Source organism: Nocardia cerradoensis NBRC 101014 (assembly GCF_000308535.1).
In the GTDB taxonomy this organism is placed as follows: Bacteria; Actinomycetota; Actinomycetes; order Mycobacteriales; family Mycobacteriaceae; genus Nocardia; species Nocardia cerradoensis.
On the sequence record NZ_BAFW01000245.1, the window covers coordinates 52,232 to 72,159 of the forward strand.

Annotated in this window: 17 protein-coding genes and 1 riboswitch; of the genes, 8 read left to right on the forward strand and 9 right to left on the reverse strand. The window is 68.1% G+C overall.

Going from position 1 to position 19,928, the window contains the following annotated elements:
* Positions 1–198: 198 nt before the first annotated feature.
* The gene (pta, locus tag ON23_RS25940) at positions 199–2,280 is read right to left on the reverse strand and encodes a phosphate acetyltransferase (RefSeq protein ID WP_039781419.1); all 2,082 of its coding nucleotides are present in this window, start codon (positions 2,278–2,280) and stop codon (positions 199–201) included.
* 267 nt (positions 2,281–2,547) lie between these two features.
* Between pta and ON23_RS25945 the strand changes: the two genes are divergently transcribed.
* Both ON23_RS25945 and ON23_RS25950 read left to right on the forward strand, forming a co-directional pair.
* Positions 2,548–3,348: an LLM class flavin-dependent oxidoreductase gene (locus tag ON23_RS25945; RefSeq protein ID WP_039781383.1), complete on the forward strand. Its 801-nt coding sequence runs from the start codon at positions 2,548–2,550 to the stop codon at positions 3,346–3,348.
* A 50-nt stretch (positions 3,349–3,398) separates the two neighbouring features.
* Positions 3,399–3,908, forward strand: a complete 510-nt coding sequence (locus ON23_RS25950; RefSeq protein ID WP_039781384.1) for a nitroreductase/quinone reductase family protein — start codon at positions 3,399–3,401, stop codon at positions 3,906–3,908.
* Between the two features lie 4 nt (positions 3,909–3,912).
* Here the strand turns inward: ON23_RS25950 and ON23_RS36135 are convergent, their stop codons facing one another.
* The 3 genes from ON23_RS36135 to fgd all read right to left on the reverse strand — a co-directional run bounded on the left by ON23_RS36135 (position 3,913) and on the right by fgd (position 8,251).
* Positions 3,913–6,282 carry a serine/threonine-protein kinase gene (locus ON23_RS36135; protein WP_051043353.1) on the reverse strand — a complete coding sequence of 790 codons (2,370 nt, stop codon included), beginning with the start codon at positions 6,280–6,282 and terminating at the stop codon, positions 3,913–3,915.
* A gap of 241 nt (positions 6,283–6,523) precedes the next feature.
* Positions 6,524–7,108: a Uma2 family endonuclease gene (locus ON23_RS25960; RefSeq protein ID WP_039781421.1), complete on the reverse strand. Its 585-nt coding sequence runs from the start codon at positions 7,106–7,108 to the stop codon at positions 6,524–6,526.
* 135 nt (positions 7,109–7,243) lie between these two features.
* Complete coding sequence (gene fgd, locus ON23_RS25965) at positions 7,244–8,251, reverse strand: glucose-6-phosphate dehydrogenase (coenzyme-F420) (RefSeq protein ID WP_039781385.1); 1,008 nt, start codon at positions 8,249–8,251, stop codon at positions 7,244–7,246.
* A 273-nt stretch (positions 8,252–8,524) separates the two neighbouring features.
* Here fgd and ON23_RS25970 point away from each other — a divergent pair, with 273 nt between their 5' ends.
* On the forward strand, positions 8,525–9,283 hold the full coding sequence (locus tag ON23_RS25970; protein WP_051043370.1) for an HAD-IIA family hydrolase: 759 nt from the start codon (positions 8,525–8,527) through the stop codon (positions 9,281–9,283).
* A gap of 65 nt (positions 9,284–9,348) precedes the next feature.
* Here the strand turns inward: ON23_RS25970 and ON23_RS25975 are convergent, their stop codons facing one another.
* The 5 genes from ON23_RS25975 to ON23_RS25995 form a co-directional block, all read right to left on the reverse strand.
* Positions 9,349–9,816 (reverse strand): MarR family winged helix-turn-helix transcriptional regulator, encoded by a 468-nt coding sequence (locus ON23_RS25975; RefSeq protein WP_039781386.1) that lies wholly within the window; start codon positions 9,814–9,816, stop codon positions 9,349–9,351.
* Positions 9,813–10,439, reverse strand: a complete 627-nt coding sequence (locus ON23_RS25980; RefSeq protein WP_039781387.1) for a type 1 glutamine amidotransferase family protein — start codon at positions 10,437–10,439, stop codon at positions 9,813–9,815. The genes ON23_RS25975 and ON23_RS25980 overlap by 4 nt, the downstream gene beginning before the upstream one ends.
* 48 nt (positions 10,440–10,487) lie before the next feature.
* On the reverse strand, positions 10,488–11,702 hold the full coding sequence (locus tag ON23_RS25985) for an O-succinylhomoserine sulfhydrylase (RefSeq protein ID WP_039781388.1): 1,215 nt from the start codon (positions 11,700–11,702) through the stop codon (positions 10,488–10,490).
* A 40-nt stretch (positions 11,703–11,742) separates the two neighbouring features.
* A complete protein-coding gene (locus tag ON23_RS25990) occupies positions 11,743–12,165 on the reverse strand; it encodes a rhodanese-like domain-containing protein (RefSeq protein ID WP_039781389.1) in 423 nt (140 codons plus the stop codon).
* A gap of 18 nt (positions 12,166–12,183) precedes the next feature.
* A riboswitch (SAM riboswitch) is annotated at positions 12,184–12,297 on the reverse strand.
* A 54-nt stretch (positions 12,298–12,351) separates the two neighbouring features.
* Complete coding sequence (locus tag ON23_RS25995; RefSeq protein ID WP_039781390.1) at positions 12,352–12,822, reverse strand: Rv0361 family membrane protein; 471 nt, start codon at positions 12,820–12,822, stop codon at positions 12,352–12,354.
* A 264-nt stretch (positions 12,823–13,086) separates the two neighbouring features.
* Between ON23_RS25995 and ON23_RS26000 the strand changes: the two genes are divergently transcribed.
* The 5 genes from ON23_RS26000 (at position 13,087) to ON23_RS26020 (ending at position 19,927) form a co-directional block, all read left to right on the forward strand.
* A complete protein-coding gene (locus ON23_RS26000; RefSeq protein ID WP_051043357.1) occupies positions 13,087–14,490 on the forward strand; it encodes an FAD-dependent oxidoreductase in 1,404 nt (467 codons plus the stop codon).
* A gap of 49 nt (positions 14,491–14,539) precedes the next feature.
* Positions 14,540–15,442, forward strand: coding sequence for an amidohydrolase family protein (locus tag ON23_RS26005; protein ID WP_083904238.1), 903 nt, complete (start codon positions 14,540–14,542; stop codon positions 15,440–15,442).
* A gap of 110 nt (positions 15,443–15,552) precedes the next feature.
* Positions 15,553–16,653, forward strand: a complete 1,101-nt coding sequence (locus tag ON23_RS26010; protein WP_039781391.1) for a CaiB/BaiF CoA transferase family protein — start codon at positions 15,553–15,555, stop codon at positions 16,651–16,653.
* A 129-nt stretch (positions 16,654–16,782) separates the two neighbouring features.
* Complete coding sequence (locus tag ON23_RS26015; protein WP_039781393.1) at positions 16,783–19,395, forward strand: LuxR C-terminal-related transcriptional regulator; 2,613 nt, start codon at positions 16,783–16,785, stop codon at positions 19,393–19,395.
* A 70-nt stretch (positions 19,396–19,465) separates the two neighbouring features.
* A complete protein-coding gene (locus tag ON23_RS26020) occupies positions 19,466–19,927 on the forward strand; it encodes a hypothetical protein (protein WP_143859902.1) in 462 nt (153 codons plus the stop codon).
* The last annotated feature ends 1 nt before the right edge of the window (position 19,928 follow it).

Sequence of the window (19,928 nt, forward strand, 5' to 3'; positions counted from 1 at the left end):
TGACTTGCGGGACACCCGCACCCGGTCGGCACAGCGAGCCGCTGCGCGATTGTCGCTCACCGTGCCTCCAGTGACTTGCGGGACACCCGCACCCGGTCGGCACAGCGAGCCGCTGCGCGATTGTCGCTCACCGTGCCTCCGGTGACTTGCGGGACACCCGCACCCGGTCGGCACAGCGAGCCGCTGCGCGATTGTCGCTCACCGTGCCTCCTGCTTCTGCGCCTGGATCGCCGTGATCGCCACGGTGTTCACGATGTCGGCCACCAGCGCTCCGCGCGACAGGTCGTTGACCGGTTTACGCAATCCCTGCAGCACCGGCCCGATCGCGACCGCGCCCGCGCTGCGCTGCACCGCCTTGTAGGTGTTGTTCCCGGTGTTGAGGTCCGGGAAGATGAACACCGTCGCGCGCCCGGCGACATCGGAATGCGGCAGTTTGGTGCTCGCGACCGTCGGTTCGATCGCGGCGTCGTACTGGATGGGCCCCTCCACCGGCAGCTGCGGCGCCCGCCGATGCACCAGTTCCGTTGCGGCCCTGACCTTGTCGACGTCGGCGCCGGAGCCGGATTCGCCCGTCGAGTACGACAGCATCGCCACCCGCGGTTCGATTCCGAACTGCTGCGCGGTGCGGGCGGAGGAGATCGCGATATCGGAGAGCTGTTCGGAGGTCGGGTCCGGCACCACCGCGCAGTCGCCGTAGGCCAGCACGCGGTCGGCCAGGCACATCAGGAACACACTCGACACCGTCGAGACGCCGGGTTCGGTCTTGATGATCTCGAACGAGGGCCGGATCGTATGCGCGGTGGTGTGCGCGGCACCGGAGACCATGCCGTCGGCGATGCCCCGATACACCATCATGGTGCCGAAATACGAGATGTCGGCCATGAATTCGCGGGCCCGCTCGACCGTCATCCCCTTGTGCGCGCGCAGCCGCGCGAATTCCTCGGCGAACTCTGCGCGCAGTTCGCTGGTGCGCGGATCGAGCACCTGGGCGGCGTCGATGTCGACACCGAGTTCGGCCGCGCGGGCGCGCACGGTGGCCTCGTCGCCGAGGATGGTCAGTTCCGCGATCTTGCGTTGCAGCACGCGCCCGGCCGCCCGCAGGATGCGATCGTCGTCGCCCTCGGGCAACACGATCCGGCGCGGATCGGCACGAGCCCGTTCCACCAGCTGATATTCGAACATCTGCGGTGTGACGACCGACGGCACCGGAACTTCGATGAGATTCAACAGCTTCCGGCTGTCCACCCGCTGCTCCATCAGCGCCAGCGCGGTGTCGACCTTGCGCATACTGCTGAGCGAGACCCGCCCGCGGGTCTGCGCGGCGGCGCTGGCGGTGTCGAATGTGCCCAGTTGTGTGGTGAGGATGGGCAGTTTCGGCTTGAGGCCCGCCATCAGGCGCGCGATCGCCGGATCCGGCAGCATGCCACCGTTCATGATGATGCCCGACAGCGACGGAAATCCCTCCGCCTCGTGCGCGTTCACCAGCGACAGCAGGACGTCGGAACGGTCGCCCGGCACGATCACCGCGACGCCGTCGCTGAGCCGCTCGAGAATGTGCTCGGCGGTCATGCCGCCGACCATCACCTTCAGCGCCTCGCGCTGCAGCAGTTCCGGATCGCCCGAATAGACGGTGCCGTCGATGGCCTCGCACAGTTCGTTCATGGTCGGCGCGGTGAGCAGCGGCACCTCCGGCATCGTCCACGACGGACAGGGCAGCACACCCATCGCGTCCCGCACGTCTTCGAGCCGCTCGGGATCGCAGCGGTTGACGATGATCGCCATCAGCTGGGCGTGCTCGTGTTCGAGTTCCGCTTCGCAGACCCGGGCGACCTGCACGACGTCCTCGGGGGTGCGCCCGGCCCCGCGCAACACCAGCAGCACCGGCGCGCCGAGGTTGACCGCGATCCGGGCGTTGTAGCGCAGTTCGCTCGGCCCGGCGACGTCGGTGTAGTCGCTGCCGACCACCACCACGGCGTCGCACACCTTGGCGACCTCGTGGAACCGCATCACGATCTCGCTGATCGCGGCGTCGGGATCGGCGTGCACCTGCTCGTAGGTGACCCCGACCGCCTGCTCGTAGTCGATATCGGCGGTGCAGTGTTCGAGCAGCAGCTCGAGAATGTAGTCACGGCCGTGGTTGGAGCGGGTGATCGGCCGGAAGACGCCCACCCGCGGCGTCGTCGCCGAGAGCATCTGCAGCATGCCCAGCGCCACGGTGGATTTGCCGGTGTCACCTTCCAGTGACGCGATGTACACGGTGGACGGTGCGGGTTCGGCCATGGTCCCGAGCTTAGTGAGCGGATATCCGCCGGACATCGCGCCCACTGCCGGTTGCCGGCGAAATCACGGCTGGTCGTGTATGCGGCCGCGGCCGACACCCATTCGTGAGGCGCGGCCGGAGCGATGGTCGGAGTGACCACAGCTGCCCGGACCAGGCGCGACGACCTCGCCGTGACGGCGACCGGACCAGCGGGATGAGCGTTGCGGACATGGGTCTGCGTCTTCCGGGCATTCAACGGCTCACATTTCGCCCGTAATGTCGGCATCATGCGACTCGGCACCTTCCTTCCCACGTCCACCCCCGATCCCCAGCGGCCGATCCTCGGCGATGTCGGCGCCGCGGCGCGGTTCGCCGAGGAGGTCGGCCTCGATTCGGTGTGGTCGACCGACCACCTCGTCGCCAGCGCGCCGATTCTGGAGAGTTCGGTCACGCTGGCGACCGCGGCGGCGGTGACCGAACGGATTCACATCGGCTACGGCGTGCTGCTGCTCGCACTGCGCCCGGCCGCGTGGGCGGCCAAACAGGTGAGCGCGTTGCAGTACGTCTCCGGGGATCGGCTGCTGCTGGGCGTCGGCACGGGCAATCCCGCTCACGGCGATATCGGCTGGCGCGCGGCCGGGTTGCCGTTCGCCGACCGGGGCCGGCGGACCGACGAGAATCTGCGCGTGCTGCCCGATCTGATCGCCGGCCGGCCCGCGGTGCTGCCGGACGGCACCGAGGTCACGCTCGCCCCCGGCGCGACGGTTCCGCCGATTCTGGTGGCCGGCGACGGACCGCGCGCCCGGCGCCGTGCGGCCGAATTCGCCGACGGCTGGCTCGCGATCGGACTCGCGCCGCAGGAAGTAGCTACTGCCACAAAGGAATTGAGCGAATTCGCCGCGTCGTTCGGGCGCGCCACACCCACCGTCTCCGTCGTCACGCCCTTGCCCGCCGACCTCGGCGAAGCCCGGGACCTGTTCGACGCCTACACCGAGGCGGGCGTCGACCACCTGCTCACCGCACCGCATGACGCCGACTGGCACAGGGGATACGAATTCGTGGCCGCGATCCGGACCGGTGGACGGTAACGCTGCCGCTTGCCCCCGCGTCTCCGGCGAGCGCCCTAGGATCACTGTCCATGACGGCACAGTTTCCGGATCGGCAGTGGGGTTCGCGGACCGGTCTGCTCGGGCGAACGGCTAGCGCGTTCGCCGCGACGAAATTCGGTTCGCTCGTGGTCCGCACCCTCACACCGCTGGATCGGAAAGTGTTGCAGCGCACCGGCGCACGCTACACCGTGCTCGGCCCGATCGGCGCGCCGATCGTCCTGCTCACCACCGTCGGCCGCACCTCCGGGCAGCCGCGCACCTCGCCGCTGCTGTACGTCCACGACGGCGACACGCTGTACGTGATCGGCAGCAACTTCGGTCAGGCCCGCCATCCCGCATGGACCGCCAACCTGCTGGCACATCCCGAGGCGACGATAACCCTTGCCGGACAAAGCATTCCGGTGCGCGCACAGCTGGTCGAGGATCCGGTGCGTAAGCAACGGATCTTCGACCGGTTCGTGGAGACGACCGAGGCCTATGCCGCCTACCGCAGCCGGACGACGCGTGATCTGCGCATCTTCGCCCTGACCAGGGCGTGAGGCTTCACACGATCCGGCTGTGGGCCAGATACACCCGGCCGGCGAAGGTGCGGATCGGGCTGCTGCCGAAGTCGAGTGACCACACGGGTTGCTGATTCTTCCCGGCCGCGACGACGGTGATCCCGCCCTGACCACCCCGCGCGACGGTGACGACCCTCGTTCCATCCGTGGCCCACGGGACCTGGTTGTCCGGCAGTACACCGCCCGTGGCCGTGTACGCATCGAACCAGGCGTAGGCGAGCTGGTATCTGTTCTCGAGATAGTCGGAGCCGGATGTCGTGGTGGTGTCCCAGCGAATCAGAATCTTGCTGCCGATTCCGGCGACGGACACACCGTGGCCGTAACTCGCTTCCTTCGGCAATTGCCTGGACCAGAGCATGGTCCCGGTCGCGGGATCGAAGGCGGCGAACATGTCGCGGTTCGTCATCACCGGCAGCGCCGGTGCGGTGTCCGGCTCGGCGTAGCGCTCGGCATTGCCGTTCGGCGCCGGATCGTCACCCTGGGTGGCGTACGGCTGGCTCGCGACCACGCGCCAGCCGGGACCGGCGCTCGCGCGCTTCGTTCCGTCGAGCGCGAAGAAGTCCGCACCGACCGCGAATCCGCCGGAGTACGCCAGCCAGTCCGGGGCCCAAACGGTATGAGGCTGAACGTGATCCGGAGCAATGTGATACACGACCTTGCCGGTTTCGATAGTGCGCAATTCGAAATCGGCCTTCGAGAACGGATCACCGGAGACGGGATTCTTCCGCAGCGACAGCACACCGGAACCGTGGACCAGACCTGCTTGGATGTCGTCGGCCCGCCAGAGCACTGTGCCGGTGACATCCGCGGCGATGACCGAACCCGTCGCGGCCCCTTTGCGCTCGGGTTCGAATGTGGCGAACGTTTCTCCCGCGGAGACGATTTCGGTGGCGGCCGGCAGACGACCCGAGATCACACCCGTCTGCGTATCGATGAGCAGCGTCGCGTACGAATCCGAATTCACGTCCCGGGTCCCGGCGGCGCTGTCCCCGGACTCCGTACGGCAGCCCGCGTAGCGGCCCGAGGCCGTGAACACGCACTCGGCGTAGGAGATGTAACCCACACCGACGCTGTGCAACAGCGCGCCCGACTCCACATCGAGGATGTCGAGTTTCCTGGTGCCGTTGTAGAACACCACCTTGTCCGTGCCGCCGATCGGGAGCGCCCACCCTTCGGCCGACCACCGCTTCCCGGTGGGTTCGGCACTCAGATCCGGGCTCTGCGGAGTCACCGAGATCCGGGCCAGCGCCCGGGCGGCATCGGTCGGACCGACCTCGTCGGGTCCGCTCGCGTGCAGCACGAATGCCGTCACCGCCGCGACGACGGCGACTACGGCCGCGACCGTGCCCACCGCCGCCCACATCGACCGCGGCCCACCGTCACCGCCGCGCTGCGATGGCGGCAGCGCCGCGCCGGCGGCGGAGACAACGGTCGGGCTCGCGGCGGCCGATCCGTCGAGCGCCGGCACGGGCTGTCCGGCGAGCACGGTTGCGATCGCCGCCTGCGGGTCGTCCGGCGGTTCGGCAGGGGTGGCGCGCAAGGCCGCACCGAGCGCCGTCGCGAACTCCGAGGACGATGCGAACCGGTCCGCCGGCCGCTTCGCCATCGCCCGCGCCAGCACCGCGTCCACGTCCGGATGCAGGTGCGGCCGCGCCGTCCGCACGCTCGGTGGCGTGGCCGTGGCATGCCGCGTGACGACCACGACGGGATTGGTGTCCGCGAACGGCGCGTCGCCGGTGAGCACGTGAAAGATGGTGCAGGCCAGCGAATACTGGTCGCTGCGCCCGTCCAGCGGTTGGGCGCTCAACTGCTCCGGCGACGCGTAGTTCAGGGTGCCGATCATGACACCGGTTCCGGTCAGATCGGAGGAGCCCGCGGCCTGCCGGGCGATGCCGAAATCGGTGAGCAGAACGTCACCGTCCCGGCTCAGCAGGATGTTCGCCGGTTTCACGTCCCGGTGCACCAAACCCTGCGCATTCGCGCGGTCCAGGGCCCCCGCAACGGTTTCCGCGATCCGGATCACCTCGTCGATCGCGAACGGTCCGGTCACGGACAGTCGCTGGGCGAGATCGACGCCGTCGACCAGTTCCATCGCGATCCACAACCGGCCCTCGTATTCGCCGCGGTCGTATACCTTGACGATCGCCGGATGCGACAGGCTCGCCACCAGGTCGGCCTCCCGCTCGAACCGCGCTCGGTACTCCGGGTCGGCCGCATACTGGGCCGGTAGTACCTTCACCGCGTCCGATCGGGGCAACCGCGGATGCCGAGCGACGTAGACCTCGCCCATTCCACCGGCGCCGAGCACCCGTTCGATCCGGTAGCCCGCGAACAACTCCCCCGAATGCAGCATTACTCCTCCTCGCCGTGAGCACCCTACCGAGTCCGACCGGCTCGCGAGGGACGGATGACCTCGGAAAGGCACATACTCAGCGGCCGACCGAGGCGAGAGGAGTTGTTCGCGACAAGCATTCGATCACAGAGTGCGAAACTCGTTGCGAGACAAACAAATTCGCGCGGTTCTCAGGAATACCGGATCCGACGGCGGTCCGGAACGAGGTGGAAGAACGTGATCGGGACCCGCGGACGCCCCCTTACGGCTGGGTGGCCCGAGTGAGATCCAGATCGATGTCGAACGGAACGGTGACCTGGAGACGATCGTGATGTATCCCCGTGGGGGTGTACTTCCCGGTCGCCGGGTCGAGTTCGTACACGTAGACCACAGCGCGACCATCGGCATTCTCCACGCGCCAGAAGTGTGGAATACCGGCCTCGGCGTACAACTGCGGCTTGCGCTTGCGGTCGCGTTCGACCGAGTCGGGGGAGACGACTTCGACGACGAGGGTGACGTCGGACGGCTTGTAGGCCGTCTCCTCGAGATTCGTCGAGGCGACGGCATCGACAACCATCACGTCGGGTTCCGGCCGTTGCCGACTCCCCAACGTGACAGTCATTTCGCGTAGCACGACCAGATGTTTCGGTGCTCGGTGCTTCAGCTCCCCGCGAAGGAAGTCCACAACACACATGTGAAACAACTTCTGCGGGCTCACGAAAACGAGACTCCCGTCGATCAGTTCGGTATGCGGGGGCAGATCGGGTAGCCGGTCGAGATCTGCGGCGACGTACCCCTCGGGCGGCGGAATCGGCCAGCCCGGAGACGGCCGGTCGCCCGTAGGCATCGCGTCCGCTGTCATCTGGTCCCTCGCTCTGCGCATGGTGATCGACTGACCCGACAAGTATGCCACGCAACCACTGTGACCTGTGAGTTCGTACCGCGCCGGGTGGACTGGTACCGCCCACCCGGCGCACAACGCTCAGAGTGCGCGCAGACGCGGTGCCAGGTCGCGCGCGAACAGGTCCAGGAAGCGGCGCTGATCGTGGCCGGGAGCATGGAAGACCAGGTGGTTCAGGCCCGCGTCGACGTAGGGCTTGATCTGCTCGACGGCCTGGTCCGGATCGCTGGCGACGATCCAGCGCTTGGCGATCTGCTCGATCGGCAGGGCGTCCGCGGCCGCCTCCATCTCGATCGGATCGGTGATGGAGTGCTTCTGTTCGGCGGTCAGCGACAGCGGGGCCCAGAACCGCGTATTCTCCAGCGCCAGTTCGGGATCGGTGTCGTAGGAGATCTTGATCTCGATCATCCGGTCGATATCGTCGAGGGTGCGGCCGACCTTCTCCGCGCCCTCGGTCACCGCCGGCATCAACTTCTCGGTGTAGAGGTCCATCCCCTTGCCGGAGGTGCAGATGAAACCGTCACCGGCCCGGCCCGCGTACCGGGCGACCACGGGCCCGCCCGCGGCGATGTAGACCGGGATACCGGCCGGCGGCACGTCGTAGATCGACGCGCCGACCGTGGTGTAGTACTGCCCCTCGAAGTCGACCCGGTCACCGCTCCACAGCGCGCGCATGAGATCGACCGATTCCCGCAACCGGGCGAAACGCTCCTTGAATTCCGGCCACTCCCCCTTGTAACCGGTCGCGATCTCGTTGAGGGCCTCCCCGGTGCCCACACCCAGCATGATCCGCTCCGGGTACAGCACCCCGAGAGTCGCGAAGGCCTGGGCGATCACCGCGGGGTTGTAGCGGAAGGTCGGCGTCAGCACCGAGGTGCCGAGCTGGATGCGGGAGGTCCGCTCACCGACCGCGGTCATCCAGGCCAGCGAAAACGGAGCATGACCACCCTTGTGCCGCCAGGGCTGGAAATGATCGCTGACGGTCGCGCTGTCGAGGCCGTGTTCTTCGACCAGAACGCCGAGCTCGACGAGCTCGCGTGGTCCGAATTGTTCTGCCGACGCCTTGTATCCCAGCTTGAGATCACTCACTGCGCCACTCCTGTTCGCCGTCACGTGCGTGCTTGGGCCGGTCCCCGGGTGGGAGACGACCGCGTCGACCGAGTGCAGCGCTGGACGGGTGTCCCGAATTCCTGTCCCGACATTCGACAGCGCGGCAAGCTGCGGTCGCATTCGACCATAACCAGTGCGAATTCTCCGACCGCCGCGCGTACGCACCTACCGGAACGTTCATCACCCTCGGCAATAGCCCACAATTGGCTCGTGACTGCCGACAGCGAGCCGATTCTGTCCTACCTGACCGATATGGACGGCGTGCTGGTGCACGAGGACCACCTCATCCCCGGCGCCGATGCGTTCCTGACGGAGCTGACCGAGCGTGAGATTCCGTACCTGGTCCTGACCAACAACTCCATCCGCACCCCGCGCGATCTGCAGGCCCGGCTGCGCCGGATCGGGCTGGACATCCCGGCGTCCTCGATCTGGACCTCGGCGACCGCCACCGCCACCTTCCTGAACGAGCAGCGTCCCGGCGGCACGGCGTACGTGGTCGGCGAATCGGGGTTGACGACCGCACTGCACGAGATCGGCTACGTGCTGACCGACAGCGATCCGGATTACGTCGTCCTCGGCGAGACGCGGACCTATTCGTTCGAGGCGATCACCACCGCGATCCGGCTGGTCGAGCGCGGCGCCCGGTTCATCGCCACCAACCCCGACCCGACCGGGCCCTCCCGCGAGGGCGTGCTGCCCGCGACCGGTTCGGTGGCCGCGCTGATCACCCGGGCCACCGGGCGCGACCCGTACTACGTCGGAAAGCCGAATCCGCTGATGATGCGCTCGGCGCTGCGGCAGATCGGCGCGCATTCGCAGTCGGCGGTGATGATCGGCGACCGGATGGACACCGATGTGATCGCCGGACTCGAGGCGGGTATGCGCACGGTCCTGGTGACCTCGGGGATCTCCACCCGGGCGTCGGTGGAACAGTTCCCCTACCGGCCGACGGTGGTGATCGATTCGGTGGCCGATCTCGTGGGCCGCACCGGGAATCCGTTCGCGGTCTGAGCGGACAAGTCCGGCCGGCGCACCGTCCGCGCGCCGGCACGGTCATTCCTCCGCGCCGCGTTCCATCAGTCCGGACTTGTGCCGCGATCCCCGGATTCCAGCGCTTCCAGCGCCGCCGACAGATCGCCCAGCGCGTCCACCACTTCGGCGAACCGCTGCGGACCAAGTTGTCGCGCAAGCTGTTTCGCCATGACAGCGTGCTTCGGAGTGATCCGGCGGATAGCCGCGGAGCCCGCATCGGTGATCGCCACCAGCTTCGCGCGGCGGTGCGAGGGATTGGGCCGGTATTCGGCTAATCCCTTGCCCACCAGCAGGTCTGCGATACGCTGCACGCTCTGACGGGTGATGCCCATCTCGCGCGCGATCCCCGAGACCGGCAGCGGTTCGTGCAGCACCGCACCCAGCACCTGCCACCAGGCCGCGGTGATCTCCGCCGGTTTCGCCAATTCCTCTGCGATCGTGAGGAATTGGCCGTTCAGCTTGAAGGTTGTGATCGCCGCCGCGGAGAACAGTTCGGCATCACCGCGACTCATGCCGGCTCGACCGCCCCGGCCTGCAGGGCGAAGAACGCGCTGGGATCCCGGTCCGCATAGAGCCGATACCAGGCGTCCAGGACGGCAGGCTCGAACAGGTCCAGCCGCGCGAAGATATGGCGCGCGAAGTCGATCGGCGCGATGCCACTCGCGGTGATCAGATCGCCGTCGGTCACCGCCGGTTCGTCCACGTAGTGTCCCGCTCCCGAATATCCGGTCGAGGCAAGGTTTTCCGGGGCGTTGCCGGTGTGCGGACGAGCATCGAGCAGACCCTGTTTCGCCAGTCCGTAGGTCGCGCCGCAGATCGCCGCGACCGGCACTCCGGCGCTCAGGAACTCCGCTGCCGCCCCGGCGAACGGCGCGAGGCGCTCGTCCTCCCAGATATCGGCGCCGGGCAGGACCAGCATCGCGCTGTCGGCCGGGGAGAGCTGATCCAGGGTCAGATCGGGAACCACGCGCAGCCCGCCCATCGAGGTGACCGGCTCGGCGGTGGCGCCGACCGTGCGGATCTGCCAGGTCCCCGGTTCGCGCTGCATCAGTGGGCGATTGATACCGGCCGTGACGAAGCTCGGCTCCCAATCCGCGAAGGTGTCGTAGACCGCCAGATGAACCGTTTCAACCATGACAGTATGCTGTCATGGTTGACAGCATACTGTCAATGGTTTCGGTGGTCAGCTCAGCGCCTGCTCCAGATCGCCGAGCAGATCCTCCACATCCTCGAGCCCGATCGAGATGCGCAACACGCCGTCGGTGAGCCCCACGGCCGCACGGCCTTCGGGACCCATCGCCCGATGCGTGGTGGTCGCCGGATGCGTGATCAGGGTCTTCGCGTCGCCGAGATTGTTGGAGATGTCGATGATGCGCAGCCGGTTCAGCACCTCGAAGGCGCGCTTCTTGCCCTCGTCGGCGCCGGCCACGAGTTCGAAGGTCACCACGGTGCCGCCGCCGGACATCTGCGAGGTCGCCAGCTCGTGCTGCGGATGCGAGGTGAGGAACGGGTACTTCGTCCAGGCCACCCCCGGATGCCGTTCCAGGAACTCGGCGACGGCCAGCGCGGACTGCGTCGACTGCCGCACCCGCAGCGGCATCGTCTCCAGACCCTTCAGCAGAGTCCAGGCGTTGAACGGGCTCAGCGCCGGGCCGGTGTGGCGCATCAGATTCTTGACCGGCCCGTTGATGTAGTCGCTCGTGCCGAGGATCGCACCGCCGAGCACGCGACCCTGTCCGTCGATGTGCTTGGTGCCCGAATACACCACCACATCGGCGCCGAGATCGAGGCTGCGCTGCAACAGCGGCGTCGCGAACACGTTGTCCAGCACGACCTTCGCACCGGCGGCATGCGCCAGTTCGCTCACCCGCCGCACGTCGACGAGGGTCTGCATCGGATTCGACGGGGTCTCGAAGAACACCGCGGCCGTCGGCTGCGAGAGCGCCCGCTCCCACTGGCCGAGATCCTCACCGTCGACGAAGACGGTCTCCACGCCCCAGCGCGGCAGGATCTCGTTGCACACCACGAAACAGGAACCGAACAGGCTGCGCGCGGCCACCAGCCGATCGCCCTGCCCGAGCAGCGCGGCCAGCGCGGTGAACACCGCGGACATCCCGCTGGCGGTGGCGAAACACGCCTCGGCGCCCTCGAGCAGCCGCATCCGCTCCTCGAACATCGCGACCGTCGGATTGCCGTAGCGCGAATAGACGAAATGCTCGATATCGCCGGTGAAGGCCGCTTCGGCCGCCTCCGCGCTCTCGTAGACGAATCCGGACGACAGATACAGCGCCTCGGAGGTCTCCTCGAAACCGGAGCGGCGCAGCCCGCCGCGCACGCCCAGGGTCGCCGGACCCACGCCCTCGGGCAGCGGCCGATCGAATGCACCGCCGGTGATCATGACTGCCTCCACGAAAAGAATTGCCGCACAACAGATCCGCTCACGACTGCCGCCACGGCAGACCGAGTGCGCGCCAACCGGCGCCACCACGATGCCCCTCGGCATCCAGCGGACCCTCGAATCCTTCGAGCACGTTGTAGGCGGGTGCGAAGCCGGCCGCCGTCGCCGCCTTGGCCGCACCGATCGAACGCTGCCCGGACCGGCACAGGAAGATCACCGGAGCGTCGCTGTCGCCCGCTCGATCGGCCAGCACCTGTTTCAACTGCTCCACGAACGCCGGATTGGGGGCGCCGGAGCCGTCGACCCATTCGATGAGGGCGGTCGGCCGCTCGATCGAGGTGGTGTCGGGCACTCCGACGAATCGCCATTCGGCCTCGGTGCGCACATCCACCAGCACCGCGTCCGGATTGTCGCGCAACAACTCCCACGCCTGCCCAGGCGTGATATCACCGGCGTAGCTCACTTGTCGAACCTCCTACGGAATCCGCACTTGCCGCGTCCGGTCGGACCGCGGCCAGGTCGTCACCCGGAGCACCCCACCGCGGAGGAGGGTTGCCGACCAGCGAGCCGGGGCTTGTCGCTGGTACTCATGACCTGAACCGAGAATGCCTGGTCACAGGCCCGATTGTCAAACATGGACGGCGACGGCTCAGGGGTTGCCGCACACCAGCCAGATGCCGTTCTCACGGCCGAAATTCCAGTTCGCCGCGCTCTCGTGACCGTCGATCCGGCTGGTCACCGAGGCCGTGGCGTGGTCGCCGTCGATATGCACCGCGTCGACTCCGGCGATCTCCACCTTCTTGCCGACGGAGCCCGCGCCCAGCGGCGACTTCTTCTCGTCGAAGCCCGCGCATTCGGTGGTCTTGCGCCGGTCGGCGTCGGAATCGCTTCTCGCCGTGGCGAAATTGCGCGCCGCGATGGCCACCCGGTCCGGCTCTGTGAGATTGTTCTCAGCCGGGCGGGTGACGCCGAGAATCACGACGGCCAGCACCGCGAGGACCGCGATGGCCGCGGCGATCAGGAACGGCTTCGCCGATCGCGTGGTGTCGCGCTGATCGATCGAGGTAGCCGGATCATCGCCCCGGGGGTCGCTCCGGCCGGCCGGATCGCTGTCACTCATGGTGCGATCATCCCCGGTGGGCCGAAGTGTCGAAGATCACGCCCGCATTTTCGCGCGGATACCGGGAATAGCGGTGGTGTGTGCCACCGATAGAATCACCAGAACTCCGGCCACATCCGGTGCACGGATCGGGAGAGCTCCGCGCGGCAACGAGGCAGCATCGGCGGAGCAGTCGGGCAGGGGCCCGGCCCGCACGTCAACTTAGCCTAAGCTAAGAAGGACGGCTGACAAGACGAGAGTTTTCGACCAAAGGTGCGCGCAGAAATGACCGAACACGCTGGAACGAAGAGCGGCGCGGGCGACCGCCCACTGCGCATCGCGATCGTCGGTGCCGGACCGGCCGGAATCTACGCCGCCGACGCGCTGATGAAGTCCGAGGTCGAGGCGAGTATCGACCTCTACGAGCGCATGCCGGCCCCGTTCGGTCTCATCCGCTACGGCGTCGCGCCCGACCACCCGCGCATCAAGGGCATCATCACCGCCCTGCACAAGGTGCTCGACAAGCCGCAGGTCCGCCTGCTCGGCAACATCGACTACGGCAGCGACATCAACCTCGAGGACCTGCGTCGCTTCTACGACGCCGTGATCTTCTCCACCGGCGCCAACGCCGACCGCGCCCTCGGCGTGCCGGGTATCGAACTGGACGGCAGCTACGGCGCCGCCGACTTCGTCTCCTGGTACGACGGCCACCCGGATGTGCCGCGCACCTGGCCGCTGGACGCCGAGAAGGTCGCCGTCCTGGGTGTCGGCAACGTCGCGCTCGACGTGGCTCGCGTACTCGCCAAGACCGGCGACGAACTGCTGCCGACCGAGATTCCGCCGAACGTCTACGAGGGCCTGCGCAACAACAAGGCGCTCGAGGTGCACGTCTTCGGCCGCCGCGGTCCCGCGCAGGCCAAGTTCACCCCGCTGGAACTGCGCGAACTCGACCACTCGCCGACCATCGAGGTGATCGTCGATCCCGAGGACATCGACTACGACGAGGGCTCGGAGGCCGCGCGCCGCCACTCCAAGCAGGTCGACATGGTCTGCAACACCCTCGAGCAGTGGGCCATCCGCGACGTCGGCGACCGCCCGCACAAGCTGTTCCTGCACTTCTTCGAATCCCCGGCCGAACTGATCGGCGAGGACGGCAAGGTGGTCGGCCTGCGCACCGAGCGCACCACCCTGGACGGCACCGGCAACGTCAAGGGCACCGGAACCTACAAGGACTGGGACGTCCAGGCGGTGTATCGCGCCGTCGGCTACCTGTCGCAGAACATCCCGCAGCTGCCGTTCGACGACCAGGCCGGCACCGTGCCCAACGAGGCCGGGCGCGTCCTGGTCGACGAGAGCGCCGACGGCGCCGCCCGCTACCTGCCGCAGACCTACGTCACCGGCTGGATCAAGCGCGGCCCGGTCGGCCTGATCGGCCACACCAAGGGTGATGCCAACGAGACCATCGCCTGCCTGCTCGACGACGCCGCCTCCTTCACCCCCGCCGCCGAACCCGATCCCGAGGCCGTGACGAAGTTCCTCGAGGACAAGGGCATTCCGTTCACCACCTGGGCCGGCTGGTACCGCCTCGACGCCCACGAGCGCTCGCTCGGCGAGCCCGAGGGCCGCGAGCGGGTCAAGGTCGTCGAACGCGAGGACATGCTGCGCGCCAGCGAGCCGCACAAGGTCTGAACGCCACGCCGGATCCGCATTCGTCACCGACCTGAGGCATGCTGATCACGTGTTCGATTCACACGTTCACATCATCGACCCGCGGTTTCCGCTGGTCGAGAATCAGGGCTACCTGCCGGAGCCGTACACCATCGGCGACTATCGAAAGCGCATGGCGCACTTCGATGTCGACGGTGGTGCGGTGGTGAGTGCGTCCTTCCAGGGCACCGACTCCACGTTCATGATCGCGGCGCTGGCCGAACTCGGACCGAACTGGGTCGGCGTGATCAATCTGCCCTCGGACGTCACCGACGAGCAGATCATCGAGCTGGACCGGGCCGGCGTGCGGGCGATCCGGTTCAACCTCAAGCGCGCCGCGGTCGACATCGTCACGCTGACCATGCAGGCCGTGCGCGCCTACGAACTCGCCGGATGGCACGTCGAGCTCTACATCGACGGATCCATGCTGGGGTCGCTGGAACCGGTCATCTCCAAACTGCCGGCGCTGAGCATCGACCATATGGGCATGTCCGACGAATGCCTGCCCTATCTGCTGAATCTGGTGGATCGCGGGGCACGGGTGAAGGCCTCCGGGTTCGGGCGGGTGTCGATGGATGTGGAATCGGCGATGCGGCGGGTGCACGCGGTGAATCCGGGTGCGCTGATGTTCGGTTCCGACCTGCCGGGCAACCGGGCCGGGCGGCCGTTCCGCGATGCCGATATCGAGATCATCGGCCGCGCCGTGGGCGCCGATATGTACCGGGTGCTCGAGGACAACGCCCGTGCCTGCTACCGGCTGCCGGTGAAGGTGCGCTCGGCCGAGGATCCGGTGCCGACGCTGCCGATTCCGCGCGCCGAACCGCCGACGCTGCGGCTGCGCCGCTCGGAACTGCCCCAGCCGCCGAATCGCAACCAGCCACCGAATCGCGACCAGCCACCGGACCGGACCCGGCCGCTGCGGATCATCGAATAGCCGCCCACACCGCACCCGGATGCCGTGCGTCACATCCACCGCTTATTGTCGTAGTGTCAACACCGGCGCGCGCCGCCGGTCGCAGGATCGACGACGAACCGAGGTAGGGCGTGAGCACTTCATCCACCACCACCGGGCAGGGCCCACTCGCGGGCATCAAGGTTCTCGAGCTGGCCGGAATCGGCCCCGGCCCGCACGCGGCACTGCTGCTGGCCGATCTGGGCGCCGATGTGGTGCGCGTGCAGCGTCCCGGCCAGCTGCCGGGATTCATGGAACGGCCGCAGTGGCGGGGACGCACCATCGTCGAGGCGAATCTCAAGGATCCGGCCGATATCGAGAAGGTGCTGGGCCTGATCGACAAGGCCGACGTGCTGCTGGAAGGTTTCCGGCCCGGCGTCACCGAGCGGATGGGCCTGGGCCCGGACGTCACCCTCGAGCGCAATCCGCGCCTGATCTACGGCCGGATGACCGGGTGGGGACAGTACGGCCCGCTGGCCGACCGCGCCGGCCACGACATCAACTACATCTCGCTGACCGGTGTGCTCAACGCCATCGGCCGCAAGGGTGAGCGCCCGGTCCCGCCGCTGAACATGGTCGGCGACTTCGGCGGCGGTTCGATGTTCCTGGTGATGGGTGTGCTCTCCGCGCTGGTGGAGCGGTCCGTCTCGGGCAAGGGCCAGGTGATCGACGCCGCGATGATCGACGGCGCGCTCTCGCTCTCGCACATGATCTGGGGTATGCGCGGCATGGGCCTGTGGTCCGACGAGCGCGGCACCAACCTGCTCGACACCGGTATGGCCTTCTACGACACCTACGAGACCTCCGACGGCAAGTACATGGCCGTCGGCTGCATCGAACCGCAGTTCTACGCCGAATTCCTGAAGGGTCTCGAGATCGACCCCGAGGGCCTGCCGATGCAGATCGACCCCAACGGCCAGGATCAGTTGCGCAAGCTGTTCACGGAGAAGTTCAAGACCAGGACCCGCGACGAATGGGCCGCGATCTTCGACGGCACCGACGCCTGCTGCACCCCGGTGCTGACCTTCACCGAGGCCGTCGAGAACGGCCACATCACCGCCCGTGAATCGCTGGTCGAGATCGACGGCGTGGTCCAGCACGCCCCGGCCCCGCGCTTCTCCCGCACCCAGGGCGGCACCCCCACCCCGCCGCCCTCGGCCGCCACCGCCATCGACGAGGTGTGGGCCAACTGAACCGGTGCCCCGGTGGCGAGCGCCGCCACCGGGGCGTTCCCCGCACACCGGCGTTTGCGCTGGATAAGGCTGCGGCCGTTCGCGGTTCGTTCATTCCGCGCATGTTCGCCGAGGCACTACAGTATTTTCATGCCTCGCAACTGGCCGATGATCGAGCGTGGTGGCGAATTGGGGTCGATTCGCGCCGCGTTGACCGGCACCGAATTCGTCGGCGCGATCCTGACCGGCGACGCGGGAGTGGGTAAGACGACCCTGGCGCGGCAGGCGACGGCCGCGGTGGGCGGAAGTGTGCGCTGGGTGGCGGGCACCGAGTCCGCTCGCAGTATTCCGCTCGGAGTGTTCGCACATATGGTCGGTGTGTACACCGCACACGACCCCGTCACGTTCATGGCCGCCGCCCGGGAGGCGCTGCTGGCCGACGGTGACACCATCATCGGCGTCGACGACGCCCACCTGCTGGACCAGCTCTCGGCAACACTGTTGCTGCAGTTGGCCATCGACAAGGCGGCGCGGATCGTCTGCACGGTGCGCAGCGGGGTGCAGGTGCCGGATGCGGTGACCTCGCTGTGGAAGGACGGGCATCTGCTGCGGATCGACCTCACGCCGTTCTCCGAACAGCAGAGCGTCGAACTGGTCGAATCCATGCTCGGCGGACAGCTGGAGGGCTTCACCGCCAATCTGATGTGGGAGTCCTCCGGCGGCAACGCCCTGTTCCTGCGGCATCTGGTGGAGGGTGCGCTGGAGGCGGGCACACTGCGACAGGTCAACGGGGTGTGGCAGCTGCGCGGGCGGGCGGCGGTGACCTCGGAACTGGCTGCGCTGCTGGAGGATCGCGTCGAACAGCTGCCGGAGTCGGTGCTGCGCGTGCTGGAACTGCTCACCTTCTGCGAGCCCATCGATCTCGACGTCCTGGCCGAACTGGCCGGGGAGGACGCGGTCGAACAGGCCGAAACCCGCGGGGTGATAAGGATCGTCGAGAACGGCCACCAATTGCTGGTGCGCTACAACCACCCGCTGTTCGGTGAGGTGATCCGGCGGCGCCTCGGCATCGCCTCGGCGCGCCGGCTCCGCGGCCGGTTGTATTCGTCGCTGCGGGAGCGGCCCATCAAATCCGCCTCCGATCGCATCCGGCTGGCCGAATTGGCCTTGGACAGCGACAAATCCGCGGATCTGGAATTGTTCGAGGCGGCCGCGGCCGATGCGATCGGGCTGGCGAACATCCCGCTCGGTGAACGGTTCGCGCGTGCGGCCGTGGAGCGTCGCGGTGGGGTCGAGTCCGCGGATCTGCTGGCGCGCGCACTGCTGTGGCAGGGGCATCGCATCGAGGCCGAACGCACGCTGGCCAGTTTCGATCCGGACCAGTTGAACGAGGTGCAGCTGGCCCGCTGGGGCAGCACCCGCGTCTCGAATCTGCTGTGGGCCATGGGCGATGCCGACCGCGCCGACGAGGTGCTGTCCCTGGTGCGCAGCCGGGTCCGGCATCCGAAGATCGTGTTGACGTTGCAGGGCTTGGCGTCCGCCTGCGAGGTGAACGAGAACCGCTTGGAGGAGGCCTTCACCGATGCCGAGGCGGTGATGTCCACACCGGACGCGCCGGCCTGGGCGGTGTGGTGGGCGTCGTTCGGCGGCGGCCTGGCGCTGGCGCTGATGGGTCGCGGTGCGGCCGCACGCGAATACACCCTGCGAGGCCATCAGGTCGAGGAGCAGGTCGACGGGCCGACGCGATTCATGTCCGCACACGCGGAAGTGCTGGCGCTCACGTTCACCGGCGAACTGGAGGCCGCACGACGCTGCGCCTCCGGCTATTTCGGCTATTCGGCGCCGGGACAGTATCTGGCCTGGGGGCTGTCGAAGATCCTGCAGGGCACCGTCGATGTGGCGCAGGGCCACTTTCCGGAGGGCGTCGAGAACCTCGAACAGGCGCTCGCGGCGCTGACCGCCGAGGGCGCCGCCGCGTGGATGTTCCCCGCGAGAATCCGTCTGGCCGAGGCCTATTCGGCGCTGGGCCGGGCCGCGGAAGCCGCCGAGACGATCGCCGAGGCGCGGCTGCGCGGTGGCAGGCACAGCGCGGCCTACGAACCGCAGCTCGAAATCGCGCGCGCGTGGCAGGCCGCCGCCGAAGGCACCGTCGCCCCGGCCGTGCGGCTGGCCATCGGCGCCGCCGACGCCGCGGCCCGTTCCCATCAGCATGCGATCGAGGCCATGGCCCTGCACACCGCGGCCCGCTTCGGCGACCGCACTGTGGCCGGGCGGCTCGCCGACATCGCCGCGCGGATCGACGGCGCGCTGGTGCAGGTGCAGGCTCGCCACGCCGTGGCGGTCGCCTCCCAGGACGGGCCCGGATTGGACGCGGCCGCAGCCGAATTCGAGCAAATGGGTGCCCTGCTCTCGGCCGCCGACGCCGCCGCGCAGGCCGCCTCGGTGCACGAGCGGCACGGCGATCGGCGCCGACTGCTCGAATCCGCCGCGACGGCCAATCGCCTGGCGGCGGCCTGCGGCGGCGCGAGCACACCGGCGCTTCGGCAATCGGCACAACCACTTCCGCTCACCGCGCGGGAACGCGAAATCGCCAATCTGGTCGCGGCCGGGCTCAGCAACCGGCAGATCGCGGACCGGCTGACCGTATCGGTGCGGACGGTCGAGGGCCATCTCTATCGGGCCTGTATGAAGCTCGATGTCACCGATCGCGAGGCACTCGCCGATCTGATGCGCGGCGAGCCGCCCCGGGGCAGACAGCGCTGACCATCACGCGGGCATCCGATCGTGGTGAGACAGCACGGATCACAGGATTCGGCACTGCGCACTCGGCGCGGTGTCGATTACGATGCTCGCGGCGGCCGTGGTCGCCGAACAGGCAGGCTTGCTGACGAGGGTGGTGCTCGGCGTGATCCGTCGAAATCGGTATCTGATGACGGGTATTCGGGTCGCGATGGCGGCGGTGCCGCTCGCGGTGGTCCTCGGATTCGCCGGTACGGCGGCGGCGACCGGCCCGGTTCAGCCCGGTGTCACCACCCCGGATGCCCCGGCGCCCTCCGACGAGCCGGCGGAATTGCGTTCCGCCTCACCACAACACGTGCCCACGCCGCAGTCCGCGCCCCGGGCCGCGCCCAAGCCGGAGCCGAAGCCGAGCGAACCGCCGGCTCCGCGCGAAGTGCGGGTGGGCGGTTTCAGCGCGCCGGTTCCCGATGGCGTCCCGGATGCGGTGGTCGACGGCGTCAACCGAGCCAACGACGGCATCCAAGGCGCGATCAACCCCAACCCCGAACACAAGTAGT